At 58.9% G+C, this 16,411-nt stretch carries 18 protein-coding genes; 8 read left to right on the top strand and 10 right to left on the bottom strand.

Annotated features, from left to right (window positions below; translation table 11 throughout):
• The first annotated feature begins 16 nt into the window (after window positions 1–16).
• The 3 genes from ASU33_RS02650 (at window position 17) to ASU33_RS02640 (ending at window position 2,671) form a co-directional block, all read left to right on the top strand.
• Window positions 17–1,321, top strand: a complete 1,305-nt coding sequence (locus tag ASU33_RS02650) for a metal-dependent hydrolase family protein (protein WP_059067838.1) — start codon at window positions 17–19, stop codon at window positions 1,319–1,321.
• 108 nt (window positions 1,322–1,429) lie between these two features.
• The gene (locus tag ASU33_RS02645; protein WP_059067835.1) at window positions 1,430–1,945 is read left to right on the top strand and encodes a CinA family protein; all 516 of its coding nucleotides are present in this window, start codon (window positions 1,430–1,432) and stop codon (window positions 1,943–1,945) included.
• Between the two features lie 66 nt (window positions 1,946–2,011).
• Window positions 2,012–2,671: a hypothetical protein gene (locus tag ASU33_RS02640; protein WP_059067833.1), complete on the top strand. Its 660-nt coding sequence runs from the start codon at window positions 2,012–2,014 to the stop codon at window positions 2,669–2,671.
• 65 nt (window positions 2,672–2,736) lie between these two features.
• On the opposite strand, the gene ASU33_RS02635 is transcribed toward ASU33_RS02640, so the two are convergent.
• Window positions 2,737–3,771, bottom strand: coding sequence for a hypothetical protein (locus ASU33_RS02635; RefSeq protein ID WP_059067831.1), 1,035 nt, complete (start codon window positions 3,769–3,771; stop codon window positions 2,737–2,739).
• 308 nt (window positions 3,772–4,079) lie between these two features.
• Here ASU33_RS02635 and ASU33_RS02630 point away from each other — a divergent pair, with 308 nt between their 5' ends.
• The 3 genes from ASU33_RS02630 to ASU33_RS02620 all read left to right on the top strand — a co-directional run bounded on the left by ASU33_RS02630 (window position 4,080) and on the right by ASU33_RS02620 (window position 7,140).
• Window positions 4,080–5,270, top strand: a complete 1,191-nt coding sequence (locus tag ASU33_RS02630) for a zinc dependent phospholipase C family protein (RefSeq protein WP_059067829.1) — start codon at window positions 4,080–4,082, stop codon at window positions 5,268–5,270.
• Window positions 5,271–5,400: 130 nt separating this feature from the next.
• The gene (locus ASU33_RS02625) at window positions 5,401–6,303 is read left to right on the top strand and encodes a manganese catalase family protein (RefSeq protein ID WP_059068342.1); all 903 of its coding nucleotides are present in this window, start codon (window positions 5,401–5,403) and stop codon (window positions 6,301–6,303) included.
• Between the two features lie 66 nt (window positions 6,304–6,369).
• On the top strand, window positions 6,370–7,140 hold the full coding sequence (locus ASU33_RS02620) for a peptidylprolyl isomerase (RefSeq protein WP_059067827.1): 771 nt from the start codon (window positions 6,370–6,372) through the stop codon (window positions 7,138–7,140).
• Window positions 7,141–7,155: 15 nt separating this feature from the next.
• Here the strand turns inward: ASU33_RS02620 and ASU33_RS02615 are convergent, their stop codons facing one another.
• Window positions 7,156–7,596 carry a hypothetical protein gene (locus ASU33_RS02615; protein ID WP_059067825.1) on the bottom strand — a complete coding sequence of 147 codons (441 nt, stop codon included), beginning with the start codon at window positions 7,594–7,596 and terminating at the stop codon, window positions 7,156–7,158.
• A gap of 139 nt (window positions 7,597–7,735) precedes the next feature.
• Complete coding sequence (locus tag ASU33_RS02610) at window positions 7,736–9,862, bottom strand: M13 family metallopeptidase (RefSeq protein WP_059067823.1); 2,127 nt, start codon at window positions 9,860–9,862, stop codon at window positions 7,736–7,738.
• A gap of 141 nt (window positions 9,863–10,003) precedes the next feature.
• Between ASU33_RS02610 and ASU33_RS02605 the strand changes: the two genes are divergently transcribed.
• Window positions 10,004–10,360 carry an MGMT family protein gene (locus ASU33_RS02605; protein WP_059067822.1) on the top strand — a complete coding sequence of 119 codons (357 nt, stop codon included), beginning with the start codon at window positions 10,004–10,006 and terminating at the stop codon, window positions 10,358–10,360.
• Window positions 10,361–10,375: 15 nt separating this feature from the next.
• Here ASU33_RS02605 and ASU33_RS02600 read toward each other — a convergent pair whose 3' ends face one another.
• The 7 genes from ASU33_RS02600 to xseA all read right to left on the bottom strand — a co-directional run bounded on the left by ASU33_RS02600 (window position 10,376) and on the right by xseA (window position 15,565).
• Window positions 10,376–10,942 (bottom strand): hypothetical protein, encoded by a 567-nt coding sequence (locus ASU33_RS02600; RefSeq protein ID WP_149867001.1) that lies wholly within the window; start codon window positions 10,940–10,942, stop codon window positions 10,376–10,378.
• 75 nt (window positions 10,943–11,017) lie between these two features.
• Window positions 11,018–11,413, bottom strand: a complete 396-nt coding sequence (locus ASU33_RS02595) for a response regulator (RefSeq protein ID WP_059067819.1) — start codon at window positions 11,411–11,413, stop codon at window positions 11,018–11,020.
• Window positions 11,410–12,204, bottom strand: a complete 795-nt coding sequence (locus ASU33_RS02590) for a sensor histidine kinase (protein ID WP_059067817.1) — start codon at window positions 12,202–12,204, stop codon at window positions 11,410–11,412. The genes ASU33_RS02595 and ASU33_RS02590 overlap by 4 nt, the downstream gene beginning before the upstream one ends.
• 242 nt (window positions 12,205–12,446) lie before the next feature.
• On the bottom strand, window positions 12,447–13,130 hold the full coding sequence (locus tag ASU33_RS02585; protein ID WP_059067815.1) for a hypothetical protein: 684 nt from the start codon (window positions 13,128–13,130) through the stop codon (window positions 12,447–12,449).
• A 22-nt stretch (window positions 13,131–13,152) separates the two neighbouring features.
• A complete protein-coding gene (locus ASU33_RS02580) occupies window positions 13,153–13,464 on the bottom strand; it encodes a hypothetical protein (protein ID WP_059067813.1) in 312 nt (103 codons plus the stop codon).
• Between the two features lie 345 nt (window positions 13,465–13,809).
• Complete coding sequence (gene xseB, locus ASU33_RS02575) at window positions 13,810–14,061, bottom strand: exodeoxyribonuclease VII small subunit (protein ID WP_059067811.1); 252 nt, start codon at window positions 14,059–14,061, stop codon at window positions 13,810–13,812.
• 1 nt (window position 14,062) lies between these two features.
• A complete protein-coding gene (xseA, locus tag ASU33_RS02570; protein ID WP_078062813.1) occupies window positions 14,063–15,565 on the bottom strand; it encodes an exodeoxyribonuclease VII large subunit in 1,503 nt (500 codons plus the stop codon).
• 183 nt (window positions 15,566–15,748) lie between these two features.
• On the opposite strand from xseA, the gene ASU33_RS02565 reads away from it, so the two are divergent.
• Window positions 15,749–16,252 carry a YciE/YciF ferroxidase family protein gene (locus ASU33_RS02565; RefSeq protein ID WP_059067807.1) on the top strand — a complete coding sequence of 168 codons (504 nt, stop codon included), beginning with the start codon at window positions 15,749–15,751 and terminating at the stop codon, window positions 16,250–16,252.
• Window positions 16,253–16,411 lie beyond the last annotated feature (159 nt).

Here is a 16,411-nt window from a genome sequence, read left to right as displayed (position 1 = left end):
CCGAATTTCCTCCGCCATGTCCCTTTCTACTCCTGCCAAACACTTGTTTAGTACGGCGTTGCTGCTCGGCCTGAGCACGGCCGCCTTCGCGCAAAAAACTTACCTGCACTGCGGCCGCCTGCTCGATGTACGCGCCGGCAAGCTACTTACGGAGCAAACGCTGGTTATTGAAAACGGCCGCGTGCAGGCGGTGCAAGCGGGCTACGCTGCGCCCGGCGGTGCGGCCGATAAGGTCGTCGACCTGAAAAATCGCACGGTGCTGCCCGGCCTCATCGATTGCCACGTGCACGTGGAGGGCGAAACCAGCAAGGACAATTTTCTGAAGGAGTTCACCGAGAACCCCGGCGACGTGGCCTACTCGGCCGAGGCCCACGCCCGCACCACCCTGCTGGCCGGCTTTACCACCGTGCGCGACCTAGGCGGCTCGGGCATCAACATTTCGTTGCGCAACGCCATCAACCGCGGGCAGGTGGCTGGCCCGCGCATCTTTACGGTAGGCAAGGCCATCAGCGGCACGGGCGGCCACATGGACCCCACCAACGGCTACCGCCTCGATTTGATGGGCGTACCCGGCCCGGCCGACGGCGTGGCCAACGGCCCCGATCAATGCCGCCAAGCCGTGCGCGAGCAGTACAAACGCGGCGCCGACCTCATCAAAATTGCCTCCACGGGCGGCGTACTGTCGGTAGCCAAAGATGGCTCGGCCCCGCAGTTTACCGAAGAGGAGATTAAGGCCGTGGTAGAAACCGCCCGCGACCTAGGCCTGAACGTGGCTTGCCACGCCCACGGCGCCGAGGGCATGAAGCGCGCCATCCGGGCCGGGGTTACGAGCATCGAGCACGGCACCCTGATGGACGACGAGACCATTAAGCTGATGAAGAAGTACGGCACGTGGTACGTGCCCACTATTACGGCCGGCAAATCCGTAGCCGACTCGGCCGCCAAGTACCCCAACTACTACCCGCCGCTGGTTACGCCCAAAGCCCTGGCCATTGGGCCGAAGCTGCAGGGCACCTTCGGCAAAGCTTACAAAGCAGGTGTTAAAATTGCCTTTGGCACCGATGCCTCGGTGTTCCGGCACGGCGTAAACGCCATGGAGTTTCAGTACATGGTGGAGGCGGGCATGCCGACGCTGGAGGCCTTGCGTGCCGCCACCCTCAATGCTGCCGAGCTCCTGGGCCAAACGCCCAACCTAGGCAGCCTCGAGCCCGGCAAGCTGGCCGATGTGGTAGCTGTGGATGGCAACCCGTTGCAGGACATCAAAACCATGCAACGCATACGCTTTGTAATGAAACAAGGCGTGGTGTACCGGCAGGAGTAAACTTGAAGTAGGGCGCGGCCCGACGGCTGGTTTGAGCTCAAAACTCAGGCTTGAAATTAACTCAGCCGTGTTTGTACGCGTAAGGCAGCATGCCGCGCCCCTACTGCTATGAAAAGTCCCGACGTCGACTCGCTCGTTAAGAAATTCCTGCAACACAAGCTCACGCTGGCGCTGGCCGAGAGCTGCACCTGCGGCTGGGTAGCTGCCCAGCTGGCACCGGCCCAGGGCGTAAGCAATGTGCTGCTGGGCTCGGTGGTTACCTACCACGGCGAGGCCAAGCAACGCCTGCTGGGTGTCAAGAAAAAAACCCTGGAGGAGTACTCGGCCGAAAGCCAGCAAACCACCAACGAAATGGTGGAGGGCTTACATAAGCAACTACCCGCCGATGTGTGCGTGGCCATTACCGGCCTGTTTGGCCCCGGCGCCTCCGAAACTCCCGATAAGCCTTCGGGCACCGTCTTCGTTACCATTTTGCTCGAAGGCCGCGCCCACGAGTACCGCGAGGTGCTCAAAGGCCCTACCGACAAACTGCGCGACTTAGCCGCCGACTTCATTTACGCCAAGCTCGGCGAGCTGCTCGATCGACGCCAAAACAGCCCCAGCGAAAGCGTAAAGGGCAGCTAAACTTTTTGCTACCAAAATGCCCGCGAAAGCAGCCAACCTCGGCTGCTTTCGCGCATTTTTGTGGCCATGATTACACCTACTATTCGTGCTATCGGGGCCGCTTTTAGCTTGGCCGTATTCACTACTTTGCCGCTGCAGGCCCAATCGGAATTAGCCGCCAAGCCCGACACCAGCAGGCTGACCGCGCGGCCGCTACCGCCACCTGCGGCTTCGGCGGCGGCGGGCCGCCCTCCGCTGTACCGGCCAAGCTCCCTAGGTATGAGCCTGGGCTGGGGCGCGCCCTACGGCTGGGGCTTCGAATACAGCCAACTGGTGTCGCCCAACCTCGAGGTAAACGGGGGTTTGGGCGTTGGCCTTGGTGGTAAGATTGGCGTGGGTGTGCGGTACTACATCGAGCCTACCAAACGGGTGTCGCCCTTTTTTGGCGCCAATCTGGCGCGTTCGGGTCGCTTTGCCAACGTTACGCTTGCCATCGACGACGAGGAAGTTCAGTACTCGCTACGGCCAAGCGGCGTACTGCACTTGCGCACGGGCTTGCGCTGGCAGCCCGGCCGCTTTGGTATGCTGGGCACCTTTGGATACGGCTTGGTCTTCACCGGCGACCCGGCCACTTACCACTATGCCACCTACGGCCGCCCCAGCAAGGAAATGCGCAGCCTCGTGCGCTTCTTCGGACCGGGCGGGCCGGAGGTGTCGCTGGGGTTTCTGATTGGTTTGGGGTACTAAGCTCGGCTTGCTGAAGCTCATCTGAGGTGCGGATCGGTGCCGTGCTCCGAAGTTGATGCCGGCGCCTAGGCGGACCTGGGTCGGCCGAGCACCAAGCGCAAGTTCATGCGCACCACGTCGCCCACGGAGTCGCAGCGGTCAAATTCGCTGGTTTGGTGGTGTAAGTTCAGCTCCTTTTTCAGCTGCGCAATTTTATCGGGCGGCGAAAGCTCCTCCTGCCGCATGCAATCAACCAGGTCTTTCAGGCGGTAACGCTCGGCGCGGGCGCGGCGGGCCATCAGAGTGCGCTCCTCGGTTTGGTATTGCCGAATGGTTTCGGGCGAAAGTAGCTGCCGCACCAGCTCCACCACGGGGCGGTTGTCGCGGAAGTACTGCGGCAGGTACATGGCCTTGTGCCCCTCGTAACTCTGCTGGTCGAAGTCGATGGCCCGCACGCGGTATTGCTCGTCCTCGAAGTCGGGCGTCACGTCGATAACGTAGTTGTAGGAGCGCATGTCGCCGAGCAGGCGCGCAAAGCACCGCTCGTTGAACTTCACAAACTCCTTGGCAATGCGCACCTGGTTGAGGTGCGGCCGATCGAGGCGCGTGCGAATAAAGTCGTCGCCCGGAATGCCGGCAATGTGCTCCTCGATGAGCGTGTCACCGGCCACCAGAAAGTTGATGCTGTTGGGCGACAACAGGTGCTCCAGCTCCAGCCCGTACACGCGCGAGGCGTCGGCCCGCTTCACGTAGAAGTAGTCGTAGTTATCGTTGAACTGGTTGACGATGCGCACCCGAAACGGATTGGAGTTACCAAACCGGCAGTAATCCACGCGGTCGGCAATTAGGTGCTCCGTAAATGACAAGTCGCCGTCGGTTTTCAACAGCGCATACACCTGCGTCAGGCCCTGGCTCAGCTCCAACAACGTGTGCGGCTCGTAATGCACGGTTTCCCAGAGGGTGTCGGTGCCTTGGCGGTCGAGCAGCGGAAACGAACCCGTGGAGCGCAGCAAATCGCCGTAGGTGACGGGCAGGCGCGTTTCGCGGTCGTAAAGGTGCAAGTACTCGCGCAACGGCTGGCTAATGCGGTACGAAGGCTTCTTTTTGGATATTTCGTTCAAGGCGGGTGGCGGGGCAGATGTAATGGTACAAGAACGAAATTTTCGGGGCTGCAGCTGAGCTTCTGGCGAAGCAACGGCTTACGCGCTTTTTGGTGCACCTAGTATTCCTTGTACTTGTTGTTGCGCTGGCCAAACGTAGCCACCTAGGGCAACCAATTGCTAGCCAGTAGCTGAGCTGCGCCAGCATTGCCGACAATGCTCTGCTACGGCAGGCGCCAAAACCAACCATCCTAGCCGCTGTTTGCGAAGCATCTACGCCAAAATTTCCCGAACTTTATCGGCCTTTTCCCGCCTTTTGGCATTCTTCCATGAAAAAAGCTTTATTCTCCTTAGCGCTGGCCATGCTGGTGCCGGTGTTGTCGCCCGGTTGGGGCTTTTTTGGTCACCGCACCATCACGCAGATAGCCGTGTACGCGCTGCCCTCGAGCATGCAGGCCTTCTACTACCGCCACATGCCGCAGCTGGTAAAGCTGAGCACCGCCCCCGACGAGCGCCGCAACGACGACCCCACCGAGGCCACCAAGCACTTCATCGACATGGACCACTTCGGCGACAACCCCTTCGGGATGATGCCGAAAGACTACGACAAGGCCGTAGCCAAGTACACCGCCGACACGCTGAAGAAGTACGGCGTGGTGCCGTGGGTGGTGCTCGAAACCAAGGAGAAGCTAACCGAAGCTTTTAAGCAGCGCGATACCACAGCCATCATTGCCCTCTCGGCCGACCTGAACCACTACGTGGCCGACGCCTTTGTGCCGCTGCACACCACCGAGAACTACGACGGCCAGCTCACCAAGCAAACCGGCCTGCACTCGTTGTGGGAGTCGAAGCTGCCTGAGATGTTTATTGCCGAGTACAAGCTCGATTCGGATAAGGCCGATTACATCAAAGACCCCAAGTCGGCTATCTGGAAAGTGGTGCAGGATTCGTACGGCTTCCTGGGTGCCACCTTCGACTACGAGATGGAGCTGAGCAAGAACTACACCACCGAGAAGAAATACACCTACTCGCATAAGTACGGCAAAACCCGCCGCTCCTACTCCGATGCCTTCGCCAAGGAGTACCACAAAAAAGTGGGCGGCATGGTGGCTTACCGCCTCAAAGGGGCGCCCACGCTGGTAGCCTCCATGTGGTACACGGCCTGGAAAGATGCCGGCAGCCCCGATCTGGGTGCGATGATGCGCCCCGGCAAATTGAGCAAGGAGGAGAAAAAGCTTCTCGACGAGCAGCTTGAGGCTTGGAAAGACAACCAACTCGTGCCGCTGAACATGCTGCTTTCGCTGCAGAAAGAGAAGGCTGCCGAGAAACCCGACGTAGTAGGCTCGGCCGACGGCGCCGCTCCAGCTCCGGCCGCCGAAGCTGCGGCGCCGGCAGCCTCCCCAGCCCCTACGCCCGAAGCCGACAAGGCGAAGACCAAGGAGAAGCGCGACAACGACAAGCAGAAGGAGAAAACCAAGGCCAAGAAAAAGGACGACAACAGCCCTTTCAACGATAAATAGCCAGCTGCATCTGGCTACTTGCTTACTCAAAAGCCCCTGCCTGGCAGGGGCTTTTTTGTTTATCTCATCTATAACTACCTGACTATACAACCGTTAAGCAATGGATTATCCCAACCACACCCTTTATACCATGATACACCGCATCGATAGACTGGCGCTGGAGCTCCCTACGCCCAAAAACCCATCGGCCAACGATGCCGCGGCCGTTCAGGAGTTGCTTGGTGGCAAGTTCGGGGAGATGTCGACCCTGATGAACTACACTTTCCAGTCGTTCAACTTCAGGGGGCGCAAGCGGCTGCGGCCGTTTTACGAATTGGTTGCCAGCATTGCGGCCGAAGAGTACGGCCATATCGAAGCGGTGTCGTATGCTATTAACCTGCTCCTGACGGGCACCACCAAGCGCGGCCACGACCCCGAGCCCGGCCCGCTGCAAAACGCGGTGGATGCGCGCAACTCCTACCACTTTATTGCCAGTGGCCAGGGTGCCCTGCCCGTCGACTCGATGGGCCTGCCCTGGACGGGGCAAAATGTGGTGAATACTGGCAACCTGAAAATGGATTTGCTGCACAACTTCTTTCTGGAGTGCGGCGCCCGCGCCAACAAAATGCGCGTGTACGAAATGGTAACCGACCGCACCGCCCGCGAAATGGTGGGCTACTTATTGGTACGCGGCGGCGTGCACATTGTGGCCTACGCCCGCGCCCTGGAGGTGCTTACCGGCGTGGCCGTGACCAAGCTGGTTCCCGTGCCCGACCTTAGCAATAAGGCTTTTCCGGAAGCGCGCAAGCACGAGCAAAAAGGCTTGCACCTGAAGCTTTACACCTTCAGCCCCGAGGATTACCTGCAGGCCGGCCTGATTTGGAACGGCCCGCACCCCGAAGACGGCCAGGAACTGCAGGTGGTGCAAGGCTCGCCCGAAGGCGCCCCCTACCCCAATCTCGAAGAAGAACCTCAGTTGAACGCCCCCGGCGCCGAAGACTTCGACCCGGACATGTTCAAGGATATCGCGAAAAAACTGGGCATCAAGCTCTGAGTTGCCGAAGCCGTGTATGTTTGTCCCCCGGACCCGCCCTAGGTTCGGGGGATTTTTCTTGCTGCTATGACCACCGCTCTTGCCCGCCTTCGCCCCACCCTCGCCCAGGCTGCCCTAGGTGCAGCCCTGCTGTCGGTTACTGCTTGCAACCAGCAACAGCCTACCCAGGAACAAGCCACCCCTCTTTCGGCCGATGGCTCGAACCGCCCCGGCCCCGACCTGACCAAGATCAACGATCAGAACGTGGTGGAAATCCTGACGAAGTACGGCCAGGAACATCCGCAAACCCAGGTGCTGATAAAAACGGACATGGGCCCGGTGAAGGTGCGCTTGTTCAAGGATACGCCGCTGCACCGCGCCAATTTTCTGCTGCTGGCCAACAAGGGCTACCTCGATCAGACGGTGTTCTACCGCATTGAGAAGGGCTTTGTGGTGCAGGGCGGCAATTCCGATAAGCGCACCATAAGCCTAGGCAAGTACCACCTGCCGCCCGAAATCAAGCCCGAGTACTTCCACCGCCGCGGCGCCGTGGGCATGGCCCGCTACGACGACGAGAAGAACCCCGGCCGCCTCTCCTCCTCGCATGACTTTTACTTTACTGTAGGCAAGCCTATGGAAGCTTTTCAGGCACAAGGAGTAGCCGGCCGCAAGCTCACGCCCGAGCAGCTTAAGGTATACACCACCGAAGGCGGCGTGCCCGCCCTCGATGGCCAGTACACCGTGTTTGGCGAAGTGGTAGAAGGCATGGATGTGGTTGAGAAAATCAACCAGGTGCCCGTTGATGCTTACAATTGGCCGCTGAAGGATGTGGGCATGAAGGTGGAAATCCTGAAATAGCTACCTCGCCTCTGCTTACTGGCCCCGCCGAATCTGCACCAACTTGGAGTGCTGCGGATCGGTGGGGTCTTCTTTTTGAAAATCAACCAACTCCTGACGGGTGTAGGCGCGCACGGCTTGGGGCGCAAACACCTCCATGCCGCTTACATCGGCGGTGGCGCTGGTGGCCGGCTGCCGGGCCGGGTTGGTAAGTATACTGTCGCCGCTCACGCGAAAAATGCGGTAGAAGTAAAACTGCTCCTGCGCGCCACCTTCCGGGAAAAAGCGCACTACCAGCACGTCGCCAACTTGCGGGTTGCTGAGGTATTCGGCGGTGCGGTCGGTGGGGGTTGGCGCAGGTGCCGTGGCAGGAGTGGCCGGTGTTGTACTGGCGGCATCCGTCTTAAGCGCATCCTTGCGCTGGCAGGCACTCAGGAGCAACAGCACACCTAGGGCGGCAAATAGAAACTTGTTCATGCAACGAGGGTTAGTAAACATGCGGCCATAGGTACCTAGGCCAATCGATGGCTATACGGCGAGTTACAAAGTTGCAGCAAAGAAAAAGGCGGCCCGCGCATTTAGCGCGGACCGCCTTATCTACCTGGAGCTGACTAGCTTACCAAATTTTGGCACGCTCGGTTTTGGCGCGTACCATTTTTGCATCCTCTTTGCAGCCGAAAGCCTCAAAGAACTGCGGCATGTTCATCAGCGGGCCGTTGGTACGGAACTGCGCCGGCGAGTGCGGGTCGGTAAGTACTTGCTGACGCAGGAACTCCGGACGCGTGTTGGTACGCCAGATCTGCGCCCAGGCCAGGAAGAAACGCTGGTCGGGCGTGAGGCCGTCGTACTTAGGCACGTTGCCGTTGGGGTACTGCTTTTTCAGCTGCTTTTGCAGGGCCGAGTGGGCAATGCTCAGGCCACCCAGGTCGGCCAGGTTTTCGCCCATGGTTAGCTTGCCGTTCACGTACACCGAGTCGAGCGGCTGGAAGGCCGAGTACTGCTTGCCTACTACGGCAGCACGAGCCTCAAACTTTTCGGCGTCTTCCTTGGTCCACCAGTCTTTCAGGTTGCCTTCGGCGTCGTACTGGCGGCCCTGGTCGTCGAAACCGTGCGTGATTTCGTGGCCGATTACCGCGCCCATGCCGCCGTAGTTCACGGCGTCGTCAGCCTTCGGATCGAAGAACGGCGGTTGCATGATGCCGGCCGGGAACACAATCTCGTTCATCGACGGATTGTAGTAGGCGTTTACGGTGGGCGGCGTCATGCCCCACTCCTTGCGGTCGATGGGCTTGCCAAACTTGCTGGTCATGTCGCGGTAAGCCCACTCGCGCGAAGCCAGCACGTTTTTCAGGTACGACTCGCGCGAGATGTTCAGCGCCGAGTAGTCCTTCCACTGGTCGGGGTAGCCAATTTTCACCGTGAAGGCATTCAGCTTTTTCATGGCTTCCTTCTTGGTGGCGTCGCTCATCCAGTCGTTGCTCTGAATGTGCTCACCCATGGCCTCCTTGATGTTGCTGACCATCTCCATGGCCTTGGCTTTCGCCTCGGGGGTGAAGGCCTTGTCAACATACAGCTGGCCGAAAGCTTCGCCCAGGGCACCATCCGTAGCGCGGATCATGCGCTTCCAGCGGGGCTGCTGCTTTTTAGCACCCGTGAGTACTTGCTGGAAACGGAACGACTCGTCGTTGAACGCTTGCGGCAGCGCCGACGGCACCGACGACACCAGGTGCCAGCGCAGGTAGGTTTTCCAGTCGTTGAGCGGCTCGGCTTTCAGGGCGTTGCTAGCCTCCTGGAAGAATGCCGGCTGGCCCACGATTACTTCTTTGGCTGAGCCCAGGCCCAGCTGCGGTAGCATGGCCGATAGCCCTAGGTTGGGGAAGCGCTTATTGGCTTCGGCCACCGTCATTTTGTTGTAGTTGGCGTACGGGTCGCGCAGGTCCACACGGCTCTTCGAGGCTTTGGCCAAGCGCGTTTCGAGGCGCATCACCGTTGCGGCGTTCTTTTTGGCCGTGGCCTCGCTGTCGCCGAGCAGCTTAAAGGTGTTCGTCAGGTACGTCATGTACGCCGCCCGAATACCTTTCGAGCGCGCATCCTCTTTCAGGTAGTAGTCGCGGTCGGGCAGGCTCAGGCCGCCTTGATACAGATTTACGGCGTACTGCGAGCTAATTTTATCGTCCTGCCCAACGTAGGTGCTGAACACGGCTCCGGTTTGCAGCATTTGCGCACGCACCAGTTGGTTCTGCAGGCTCTTCAGGTCCTTGGTGGCGCTGATGCGGGCCAACTCGGGCTGCAGATACTTGAGGCCGGCCGCCTCGATAGCGGCCGTATCCATGGCCGAAGCATAGTAGTCGCCTACTTTTTGGGCATTGGTGCCTTTCGCGGCGTTTTTGTTGGCGGCAGCTTCGTCCAGAATTTGCCGCATTACGGCGTTGTTCTTGTCGGCCAGCTCGTTGAACGAGCCCCAACGTACCTCAGCAGCCGGAATGGGGTTGTTTTTGTACCAATTACCCGAAGCGTACTGGTTGAAATCGTCGCAGGCCGACACCGACTTGTCGATGTTGGCCACGTTCAGGCCCACGCCGGCGGGGTACGATTCGGCAGCCGGAGCTGCGGTTGTGGTGCTTGCCGTCGTCTGCGTGGTGGTTGTGGTAGTGCTGGCGGTTTTGGAGCTAGATGCGCAGCCCCACAGCGCCAAGGCGCCCCAGGCAGCCACCACGATCGACACGCGGTTGCGGTTTTTCATACAGAACTAAGTGGTGAGGGTGAGATTTGGCTTGTAAGGTAGGCAGATGGTTGCATTAATTCCTGCTCTGCTTGGGCCAAAACCTGCTGCTGCCGTACCAAGTTCGGCCACAGCTTACCTAGGGCACGTATCTTCGGGCTGATGAAGGAACCCAACGAACGTTACCGCAACTTCTTTCAGGATGTGTACGAAGTAGTGCGCCTTATTCCGCCGGGGCGCGTTTCTACGTACGGTGCCATTGCGCATTACCTAGGTAGCAAACAAGGCGCCCGCACGGTAGGCTGGGCCATGCAGGCGGCGCACGACTTACGCGGCGACGAGTACGTGCCCTGCCACCGCGTTATCAACCGCTTGGGCGTGCTCACGGGCAAGCAGTTCTACAACCCGCCCTCGGCCATGCAAGAGGCCTTGGAGGCTGAAGGCGTGCCCGTCATCGATGATAAAGTGCAGGATTTTACCCAGCGCTTCTGGGACCCCAGTACCGAGCTTCAGCCCTAGGTGCCGCAGCAAGTGCTAGCGGCGGGCAGCCTGCATGCTTTGCTCCTTCGCGCGCTGTTGCAGCAAGCGCACGTAAAACTCGCCCTCCTTGGCCGAAACCGGTTTTAAAGTAGCGGCGTGCTTGCCAGAGCCCGGCACAAGCTCGTAATAATTGATGCGGCAGTGCTGCGGATGCACCGCTACGCCGGTAGCCGACCGCGCGTTGGGGCACAGGCTTAACTCGTTGTGGGCATTGGGCCATAGCACCAGTACAAAGCCTTTATCGGCAATGTTGCCTACGATGTCGCCGTTGATGCTCACCTCCACATCGGGCTGGGTGCTTACGGGCCGATGAAACACTACCAAGCGGGTGCTGTCGGTGTGGGTATGTGGTGTGGCGGTGTCCGTTTTCTTCTTGCCCGTTCCGGTAGGATCGGTTGCGGATGCGCGCGGCTTGGTTAACAAGGCTAGCTCCTGGCCAAGCGCGGCCCTTGGGGCACCTAGGTTTGCCGCTGATTGCGCACGGCATACCGTAACCGACGTGGTTACGCTTATGGCAGCAACTAGCAGAGCAAAGCGCAAATGCGCCATATCGAGCAACATATAACAAAAGACAGAACAGCCCCTAGCGACATGCTTAAGGGCAGTATCAGACTAGCGGGGTGTTATGCTGCAAAGCTACGATACCGCAACCGTATGTGCCACTGCGCCTTTAATCATTCGGCGCATTTCTTCGGGGTTGGCGTTCTTCAGCAGGTAGCCGTACGCGCCCTCGGCCTTCAAGCTTTCGATAAGTTCAGGCTCATCGTGCATCGATATAATAATAACCCGAATGCCGGGGTATTGCACACGCAGTAAACGGGTAGTTTGCAGGCCATCGAGCACGGGCATTTGCAAATCCATCAGCACCACATCGGGGTGATGTGTCAGGGCATCAATGCGCTCCAGCAATTCTTGCCCGTCGCCCGCTTCAAATAGTACATCTACCTCGTCGAAGGCGGTGAGGAGCGCCCGTAGGCCCTTGCGAAACAGGATGTGGTCGTCGGCTATAGCTACTCGAATAATAGGGCTCATGAGGCTAGAGATACGGAAATAGGTGTTGCAGCAGGATCGGCGGTAGCAGGGGTAGGCAGGTAAGTGGCCGGAAAAGAAATCCAGACGCGGGTGCCGGCTCCGGGGGCCGACTCGTGGCGCAATATACCCCGCAAAACCACAACCCGACTACGTAAGTTGGTTAAACCCAAGCCCGAACGTGCTTCGGGGGTGGGTTGCGCATCGGCAGCGGCTAGGTTAAAGCCCACGCCGTCGTCGGAGTATTCGATACCTAGCCGATCGGGCCCAAATTGCAGGCGCACCACAATTTCGTTGGCTTGAGCGTGCTTTAGGCCGTTGCCGATCAGCTCTTGCACCACCCGGTACACCGCCAGCTCGTGATGGGCGGGCATGCGCTTGGGCTCTCCTACCTGTTGCAGCACCACTCGAGGCCCACCTTCGGGCACGGCGCGGCTCAGGGTTTCGAGTGCGAATGACAAGCCGAATTTTTCGAGGACGGCCGGCAGTAGGTTGCGCGAAATGCGCCGCACCTCGGAAATGGCCTGATCGAGCATGGCCGACATTTCGCTGGTGGCCGACGACTCAGGCATAGCGCTCAGGTGCAGCTTCACTATGGAGAGCATAGTGCCCACGGCATCGTGCAAATCGGCAGCAATGCGGCGACGTTCGTCTTCCTGAGCGAGTAACGCAGCCTCAAGCGCCTGCGATTGAGCTTGCTCGCGCTGCTGTCGCAACTCTTCTTGCTGCAACAGCAGCCGGCGTTGATAGCGCAACACAAAACCCACAATGCCTAGGGTCAGCGCTAACAGCACTGGGGTTACAAGCAGTAACGATGTAAGCAAAGGACTCATCAAACACTAAGCGGATAAAAACACGGCTTAAACATAGCCACAATCTAATGTAAACAAGAATTCAATATATCGGCAATACTCTTCCGTTACAAGCCGTAAGTCAATCAGCTTGAAGCACTAAAACTACACAAAGACGCCTAAAATATCTATCCTGGCCTTCTGAGCGCCAATTGCTAAGCTTTGAATATCGCTCATGTGCACATTTAGGCAGCACTATATTTTTTCTGGTTTTCACGGAGCACGCGGCCTTCACGCCACAAAGCCAGCGTCATCAGCACCAAACCGATTATGTAAGTCCCGTCAATAATTACACCCATCCAACGATTGGCAATTCCTTTCTCGTTCTTCATGATGTAGCTGGTTACGGAGCCCGCGTAATAGATTGCCTGCGCCACGCTCACCAGAAACATAAAGTCGTACCAGGGGTTAATGGCGCGCAGTTGCAGCAGCCATTGCTCAAAATAGAGCAGCACAAGAGTAATCATCAGCACCACCTGCACGGCGCGGGCGTATATGTTGAGGTGGTGTATGCCCGACCACCAAAAAGCGTCGGCCAGGCACACCAGTGTAAAGATTACCCCTGCCACCGGCAGCCAGCGTTTTACCCAAGCTTGGTTCAGCGCGTGGTAGTAAGCCCAGCCAAGCAGCCAGGTTTCGACGAGCACCGTTACGTGGAATAGATAAATGTTGGTGTGCAGCACCTTGCGACTCCACATATCCACAAAGGCATCGGCGCTCCAAAACGCGAAGTACCAAACCAGGATGCGGGCCGATTTAGACAGGCTACGCCAACGCCACACTCCCAGCACCGTGGGCACGAGCACGCCAAACATGGATGCGCGGTTTAAAGCCGTGCTCAGGATATTGAGCCACTCAGGAATGGGCATTGGCATAACGTGAGGTGAGGGGTTATTCCGTGTAGAACGGGCTGTTGTGGGCGCAGCCATCAGGGCACTCGAAGCCGCGGTTCAGCACCAGTGAGGTTAGATCCTCGCCCTCGGCGCTGGCTGCTACGGCTACCAACGTGAGCTTTTCGTCGTCTTTCAGTCCGAAATAAAAACGAATGCCCTTCGCCCCATCTTGCTCCAAAAGTTTGAGCAGGTGTTCTTTACCTAGGAATAAAGCTCTATTGGGGTTAATGCCGCACTCTTGGTAGCGCTTCGTGAGGGCTACACCATCTGCTTCGCTAATGAAGCTGCCTTCGTCGCCGGTAAATGTCATTTTGGGTAGAGGTTGTTGAGAGGTAAAATGAGAGAAGAGCAATAAACCTTATGATTAAGGCGCACAAATATATTATTATTCAAATGTAATAACTGTGTGGCCATGTACTGCGTGCTAAACGCAGTAACACACGTGGACGGGCCTTCAACGGAATGGTCTAGGCAGACAAGTAGTGCACCAAGCTCGGCTGTTTCGCAAGGAGTGCCAAATAGCACTCGGTGCCCCTGACTGGGATATTACACCACCTAACTAAATCATGTGCAAGAACTTGGACTGGGTTGCCCAAGCTACCCCCTTTTGTGGCGGTACCCACGTTACACCTAGGGTTGCTGGCCGCCGGTTGGCTTACAGCGAATCGTCGTCGGAATCCGCAGGCTCCTCGTCTTCTTCGTCGAGGGCATCGAACACGCGGTCTAGGGTCGCTTCGGCGGTGCGCAGGCGCTGCTTGCAGAAACGGATAAGCTCGGCGGCCCGCTGGGCATTGGCCGTAAGGTCATCGACATCCACGTTTTCGGTTTCGAGGCGGCGAAGCAAAGTTTCGAGCTCGGAAATGGCGTCGCGGTAGGTACGGTCGGGCGAGGTAGCGTCGGTGGACATATTAGCGTGTATGCGGATCGGGAGTAGTGGCCAGATCAACCACTTGTACCGGCAAAGGGCCGTCGGGCAGTTGCAGCAGCAGCAGCGTACCGGGCGGCGAAGACGGGGAAATGGGGTGCAAACTATCGGCGCGCAAGTAGCCGCGCTGCCCTAGGTGCATGGGGTCGAGGGAGGCGTGGCGGGTAACGGCAGCAGCCAACGCCAAGGCATGGCGAGCAGTAGCGCGCACTGCGGCTACCTCGAGTTGGTAGCGCTGGCGCAGCAAGGCCTCGCGGCGGCGCTGGTGCAGCTGCCGGAATCGCCGCAACACCAAGCGCCCTAGGTGGCGCACGTGGCGGCGCTGGCGGTCGGCAGCATGCAGGGCGGCGCGGCGCAAATGCTGTTGCTGCGTAGCTAGCTGGCGGCTTTCGCGCGCTAAGGCCTCGCGGGGTATTTCGGTGGCGCGGCGCAGGCGCTGGCGCAAGGTATTTTGCTCCTGGCTGAGGCGCCCTTGGCTGCTTTGCACCAGTTGCCGACCTAGGCGCTGCAGCCCAGCGCTATACTGCCCCAACTGCTGCGTGCACAGCTCATGAATGCGCACGCCGTAGCCGTTGAGGGCAGCTTCGAGGCGAGCCAGCCGCTCGACCAGGAAAATAGCCACGGCGGTGGGCGTTTTCAGGGCGGTGTGGGCAGTTAGGTCGGCGACGGCTTCGTCGCGGTCGTGGCCGATGCCGGTAAGCACGGGCAGCGGGAAAGCACCAATGGCCGCCGCCAGGCCGTAGTCGTCGAAGCATAGCAAATCGGTGCGCGAGCCGCCACCGCGGATGATGATAACCGCATCGAAGTGTTTGCGCTGCCGCTTGATTTGCTCCAGCGCACCTAGGATGCTAGCTGGTGCCTCCTGGCCTTGCATAGCGGCCGGAAACAAGGCCACATTAAAAGCATACGGTGCTTCTTCGAGTTGGCGCACAAAATCCTGCCAACCAGCCGCCGTGGCCGACGAGATTACCGCCAAGCGCTGCGGTGCCAAAGCCAACGACAAGCGCTTGTTGCGCTGCAGCAGGTCGCGCGCTTCGAGCTTGGCAATAGTTTCGGCGCGTTGCCGGGCTAGGTCGCCAACGGTGTACGAAGCATCGAGGGCAATGATGTCGAGGCTGAGGCCGTACTGCTCGTGAAAGCGCACCTGGCAGCGGGCCAGCACGCGCATGCCGGCACGCAACGGCTGCCCGGTTTGCTGCTCGAAGTGTGGCCCCAACAGTTCGTAGCGGTTGCGCCAAATGGTGGCGCGCACCTGCGTACGGACTTCGGCCCCTCCTACCCCAGTGGTGGGGTCGGTGAGGGTAAGGTAGCAGTGGCCCGCTCCAAAGCGCGGCAACGTAAGCTCGGCAATTTCGGCGGTTACCCAATAGGCGTCGTCGAAGGCCAAAGCCAGAACATCGCGCACGCGGCGCAGTAGCTCGGCCAGGGGCACGGGCGCCAGCGGAAGCTGCGGAGCAGCAGTACGACGGGAACTACGAAGAGCCATGCAACCTGCAAGGTACAGAAACGGCGCGGGCCGCTCATCATCAATTTGCGGTTAATAAACACAGAAGCTGGCGCCGGTTCTCAACCCTCCGCTGACAGGGTTCGTACACCAAGCCCACTACGCCGCATCATTACTCACTGACTCTACCAAAACCCGTTCCCAATCACCTAAACCTCATTCGCTATGTCATTCTTTGAAGGCAAACTGAATACGCTCGAAGACCTGTTCGCCGAGCAACTGAAAGACCTGTACAGCGCCGAAACCCAATTGGTGAAGGCGTTGCCAATGATGGCCCAGGAAGCCCGCGACCCGCGCCTGCGCCAAGCTTTTGAAACGCACCTGCAGGAAACCCAGAACCAAGTTGCCCGCCTCGAGCAGATTGGCCGCGGCCTCAATGTGGACCTCGGTGGCCACACCTGCAAAGCCATGCAAGGCCTGGTAGCTGAAGGCAAAGAAACCCTGAGCGAGAATGCTACCGATGAGGTGAAAGACGCTGCTCTGATTGCCGCTTCGCAGCGCATCGAGCACTACGAAATTTCGGGCTACGGCACGGCGCGCCACTTTGCTGAGCGGTTGGGCCACACCGAAGCTGCCTCGCTGCTTTCGCAAACCCTGCAAGAAGAACAACTCACTGACACCAAGCTGAATGATTTAGCCAAAGGCTACATCAACCAGCGTGCTATGTAACAAACGCGGGCAGCCGGCCCCGTTTTTTCCAAAAAAGCCTGCAACGCGCAGGCTTTTTTTGTGTCCGTAGAAGCTGAGCATGGGGCGGGGTTGTGCCCACGCCAAACTTTATACCTGCCCTTTGCTGTTATAGCCGGTCTTGCCGATTGTGGCGGCAAG

It is taken from the genome of Solirubrum puertoriconensis (assembly GCF_001483135.1).
GTDB lineage: Bacteria > Bacteroidota > Bacteroidia > Cytophagales > Hymenobacteraceae > Solirubrum > Solirubrum puertoriconensis.
The sequence above is the reverse complement of the archived record's forward strand: the minus strand, read 5'-3'. Positions and strand labels throughout refer to the sequence as shown.

Excerpts from the sequence above, each read along its gene's own strand:
- ASU33_RS02615 (WP_059067825.1), bottom strand. The coding sequence starts at position 7,596 with ATGAACAAGTTTCTATTTGCCGCCCTAGGTGTGCTGTTGCTCCTGAGT.
- ASU33_RS02585 (WP_059067815.1), bottom strand. The coding sequence starts at position 13,130 with ATGCCCATTCCTGAGTGGCTCAATATCCTGAGCACGGCTTTAAACCGC.
- ASU33_RS02620 (WP_059067827.1), top strand. The coding sequence starts at position 6,370 with ATGACCACCGCTCTTGCCCGCCTTCGCCCCACCCTCGCCCAGGCTGCC.
- xseA (WP_078062813.1), bottom strand. The coding sequence starts at position 15,565 with ATGGCTCTTCGTAGTTCCCGTCGTACTGCTGCTCCGCAGCTTCCGCTG.
- ASU33_RS02580 (WP_059067813.1), bottom strand. The coding sequence starts at position 13,464 with ATGACATTTACCGGCGACGAAGGCAGCTTCATTAGCGAAGCAGATGGT.
- ASU33_RS02610 (WP_059067823.1), bottom strand. The coding sequence starts at position 9,862 with ATGAAAAACCGCAACCGCGTGTCGATCGTGGTGGCTGCCTGGGGCGCC.
- ASU33_RS02605 (WP_059067822.1), top strand. The coding sequence starts at position 10,004 with ATGAAGGAACCCAACGAACGTTACCGCAACTTCTTTCAGGATGTGTAC.
- xseB (WP_059067811.1), bottom strand. The coding sequence starts at position 14,061 with ATGTCCACCGACGCTACCTCGCCCGACCGTACCTACCGCGACGCCATT.
- ASU33_RS02595 (WP_059067819.1), bottom strand. The coding sequence starts at position 11,413 with ATGAGCCCTATTATTCGAGTAGCTATAGCCGACGACCACATCCTGTTT.
- ASU33_RS02640 (WP_059067833.1), top strand. The coding sequence starts at position 2,012 with ATGATTACACCTACTATTCGTGCTATCGGGGCCGCTTTTAGCTTGGCC.
- ASU33_RS02600 (WP_149867001.1), bottom strand. The coding sequence starts at position 10,942 with ATGTTGCTCGATATGGCGCATTTGCGCTTTGCTCTGCTAGTTGCTGCC.
- ASU33_RS02630 (WP_059067829.1), top strand. The coding sequence starts at position 4,080 with ATGAAAAAAGCTTTATTCTCCTTAGCGCTGGCCATGCTGGTGCCGGTG.
- ASU33_RS02650 (WP_059067838.1), top strand. The coding sequence starts at position 17 with ATGTCCCTTTCTACTCCTGCCAAACACTTGTTTAGTACGGCGTTGCTG.
- ASU33_RS02625 (WP_059068342.1), top strand. The coding sequence starts at position 5,401 with ATGATACACCGCATCGATAGACTGGCGCTGGAGCTCCCTACGCCCAAA.
- ASU33_RS02565 (WP_059067807.1), top strand. The coding sequence starts at position 15,749 with ATGTCATTCTTTGAAGGCAAACTGAATACGCTCGAAGACCTGTTCGCC.
- ASU33_RS02645 (WP_059067835.1), top strand. The coding sequence starts at position 1,430 with ATGAAAAGTCCCGACGTCGACTCGCTCGTTAAGAAATTCCTGCAACAC.